The 3557-nt window shown below is 72.3% G+C and carries 3 protein-coding genes; all 3 read right to left on the reverse strand.

Annotation, left to right across the window (positions count from 1 at the left end):
• Positions 1-398 precede the first annotated feature (398 nt).
• Positions 399-713: a hypothetical protein gene (locus GUY61_RS36180; protein WP_166634538.1), complete on the reverse strand. Its 315-nt coding sequence runs from the start codon at positions 711-713 to the stop codon at positions 399-401.
• Positions 714-1516: 803 nt separating this feature from the next.
• Complete coding sequence (locus GUY61_RS36185; protein ID WP_166634540.1) at positions 1517-1687, reverse strand: hypothetical protein; 171 nt, start codon at positions 1685-1687, stop codon at positions 1517-1519.
• Between the two features lie 768 nt (positions 1688-2455).
• A partial coding sequence (gene rtcA, locus GUY61_RS36190) for an RNA 3'-terminal phosphate cyclase (RefSeq protein WP_208106884.1) occupies positions 2456-3557 on the reverse strand: 1102 nt, incomplete at its 5' end.

Below are 3557 nucleotides of genomic sequence, written 5' to 3' on the forward strand. Positions count from 1 at the left end.
TGCCGAAGGCGTGCAGGTCGGCGCGGGCGGCGTCCAGTGCGTCCAGCACGGCCTGGAAGGAGTCGTGTATGTCCCGAGCCATGTCGGAACCGGAGCGTGCGGCGGCTGGGCGGGATCCGGTGTCGTTGAGTTCCACGGGGCAGTACTCCTCAACCAGGTCGGGCCGCACAGCGGGTCTCGTCGTTCCGCCGTGTCCTGCCGTGAGGCGATACGCAGAGTGCGCCGACTTGTCTCACCTTCCGCTCCGAGACGCTGCCCACACCCGCGTTCGCCACCCGGATGGCCGCCCCGTCGCCGGGCCGGAGCGGGCAGTGGTGGAGATTGCCGCCCCAACCCCGGTGGAACTCACAGAGGTCTCCGGTCGGCGGCGCCGACCGGAGACCCGGTGTCACTGTCGGTCACCGGTGGCCATTGCCTCCGCGGCCGCCGTCGTGGCCGTTGCCACCCCGGTCGTGGCCGTTGCCGCCCCGGTCGTTGTCGTGGCCGTTGCCTCCGCGGTCGTTGTCGTGGCCGTAGTCGTTGTCGTAGTGACGCCCGTTGTCATCGTCGTCGTAGTCGTAATGGTCGTCGTCGTGCCTCGAGTACCCGGAATCGCCGTGGTGTGAGTCCGAGTGGGCGGCGGCCGTGCCGACGCCGACACCCGTGAACGCGAGGACGACAGCGGCGAAGGCTGCGGCGACGAGGCGCCCGATCCTGGACATGACTGCGCTCATGATGCTTGCCTTCCAAGGTTGTGAGGTATACCGGGCTCTGTAGTCGCAACCCGGCGCCCATCGGCGATCTGGCACCCGTCCGATCAGCAATGCAGCGGGTACTACGGATGGACTCGGCGCCCGACTGACGTGTCATCACCGACGTGCGGCGGACCGGCGTTCTCCTTACCACCCCACCGTCGGACCAAGGCTCCCAGCCTCTGAGATGTCCCGGCCTCGCGGGTGCGCCTGAACGAAACGCCTCGCGTCTCACGCTATGCAGCCGTTGGCGAATCGTCAACAAATGCGGCATTTGAGTCGCCTGTTGGCATGCTGGACGCCATGCTGCGACGCCGTCAGCGGCTGTGGAGACTCTGCGGATCCGGGTTCACCCGGGCCGTGAACCCCTTGCCCACCTGGGGTGTTGCCCCTTTCGCATGACCGGACGCCGCTGAGCGACCGCGACGCCCGTGTCATGTGAGACAGGTGATACCCGTTGGGTCTGACCGGGCCGCCGTGCGCGGCCCGGCTGCCACGAGGGAGTGCACGGCACCCAGACTATTGAGTCGATGATCGATCGGTGCGCCGACCGGCAGTCTGCCCCGGGCGCCAACGAGCCGTCAGGGCAGCCCTTCTGGGTGCGCGGGACATCCGGACCGCCGGCGCCGAAGGGCTCGGCATGCCGATTGTCCGGCCGCGGGACGAGAGCCGGCTCTCCGTCCCCGGCCGCCGGAGTCTCGTCTCCGCCCGCGTCCGCAGCCGGAAATCACTTCTGGGTATGTCACGGAAATCCACGGCGATCATTCGGGAAGGTGCCTCGTGAATCACTGGGTTCCGGTCGGATCGACGCTGCACGTCTCCGTTCCGTCGGACGGCTCGGGAGCGGAATCGCCGTCCCAGGAGGCCCAGGCGAGGACGCCGAGCCGTCCCGCGAAGCCGGCGGCGCTCCGGGCGAGGGCACGGCGCAGTCTGTCCCCGCAGTCCGTGTACGCCATGGGTTCGCGCCCGTCTCGGGCTTTCTCTTGCGCATGCCGTGTCATACCCGGTCAACGATCTGCGAGGAGCCGTCGCTGTGCGCCGGACGAGCGAGCGTCACGTGAAGGAAGCGGGTGAAGAGCCGCGTGAAGGAGATCGGGCTGAGCGGCTTTCAGGACCCCGGCCGCAGTCCGCCGTCACCGTGGAAGGAGTCACCACCGCGTGCCGGGCCGACGCGGCGCTGCGGCGCGCGCCACCTCCGTCCTCAGAGGCCTCAGGCGGGACGCCCGTTGCGGAACGGCGGCCGACTCGGCCCACTGCCCTCGGTGTGCGGCTCAGGGGCGCCCTCGGCCGGTGCCCGCGCGAAGCACGGCGGGGACGGTCCGCCCGGTCCGACGGGGCGTGCGGGACGGCCGCCGCGCCGCGGCCGCCCGGTGAGCGGCGCTGGAGTGTCCGGGAACGCGGCCCGACACGATGACGGCCTTGCAGAGGGCGTGCCCCGGCACACCCCGGCTGCGGTCCCCGGTCCCCGGGCCGGCGTTCCGGATGCTCTCGCGGGCGAGATCGCGCGGGGCCCGTGCGATGCCCGGCCACATCCGCACGGCGGCCGCCTTCCGATGCCCACCCCGCGGCGGCCGGGCGGGGCGGCGAGCTCCCGGAGACCGAACAGCTGTCGGGTGAACGGGCCGTCCGGCCGCGAGTGCCCGGCTCGAGCGACGCCATGCGGCCGCCGCCGCAGGAGCGCCGGGGAGCGCACGAGCCGGCCCGCGTGGGGAGAGGACGGGCCGTCACCGCCGGGGTGATCTCCCGGCGGGTCCGCCACCGTCCACGACGAGCAGTGTTCCGCTCAGCTCCGCACGCGCCAGGCCGAACAGATTGGCCAGCCACACCGCGGTGCGCACATGATCGCTGACGGCTGCCAGCCTGGCCCGGCTCCGGCCACGGGCCAGTGCCGTGAACGCGATGATCTGGTCGGAGGCGAAGCGGTCCAGTGCGGCACCGGTGCGCAGATCCTCCAGAAGGAGCTCCGCGGCGGTCCGTCCGATCGTCTCGGCCGGCCGCCCGGGGGCTCCCGCCGCGTCCGCCCCGATCCTGTGGCCGGCGGCCAGATCGGCGAAGACTGCCATCCCGGCACCCGGCTGGAGGGCGCTGTCGTCCTCGCGCTCCTCGATGCGGGCGTCGAAACCGGCACGGGCGAGCACGGCACGGGCGCCTTCCGCCATCCGTGGGGCCACCCGGCGTTCCCGGAGCCGGGAAGCCAGCGCGACACCCCACACGGAGAGCACGGCCCCGGGTTCCTGTGCGTCCAGCGGCTCCAGGGAGCCGGCGCCGAGCACATCGAGCCGCAGTACCCCTCCGCCGGCCGGCACGTAGCCGGGCCTGACCGGCGTGACCGCCACCACGAGGCCCATCCGGCCGAGGAGCGGGGCGAGTACATGCTGCAGATGGAAGGGGGAGGGAGCGTGGTCCTGGAACAGCCCTCCGGTGAGCTCGACCCGCACCGGCGCCGTGGCCCGTGCGAGGACGGGCAGCAGGGCGAGGGACAACGCGGTGGCCGACCCCGCCGTACCCACGTCGAATCGGTAGCTGCCCCCGAGCGGATCGCCCGCGGGCCGGAAGGTGAGTTCGCGCGAGCCCACGGAAGCTCCGTCCAGCGTTCCTCCCGCCAGGGCGCGGACCGCCTGAACGGCGCAGACGTGCTGCCGGCGCAGGCCCGGACGTGACCGGCGGGCGCGGATGTGGCGCAGGTGGATCTCTCTGCCGGTCACCGCGGCGTAGGCCAGCGCCTGGCGGACGATCATGCCGGATCCGGAGCCGGTGGCTCCGTCGATCTCCAGAGCGCTCATCGCGTGTGCTCGACCTCCCGCGCACCCCGCGGCCGTCTCCGCC

Origin of the sequence: Streptomyces sp. GC420 (assembly GCF_009916105.1) — a bacterium.
Taxonomy (GTDB): Bacteria; Actinomycetota; Actinomycetes; order Streptomycetales; family Streptomycetaceae; genus Streptomyces.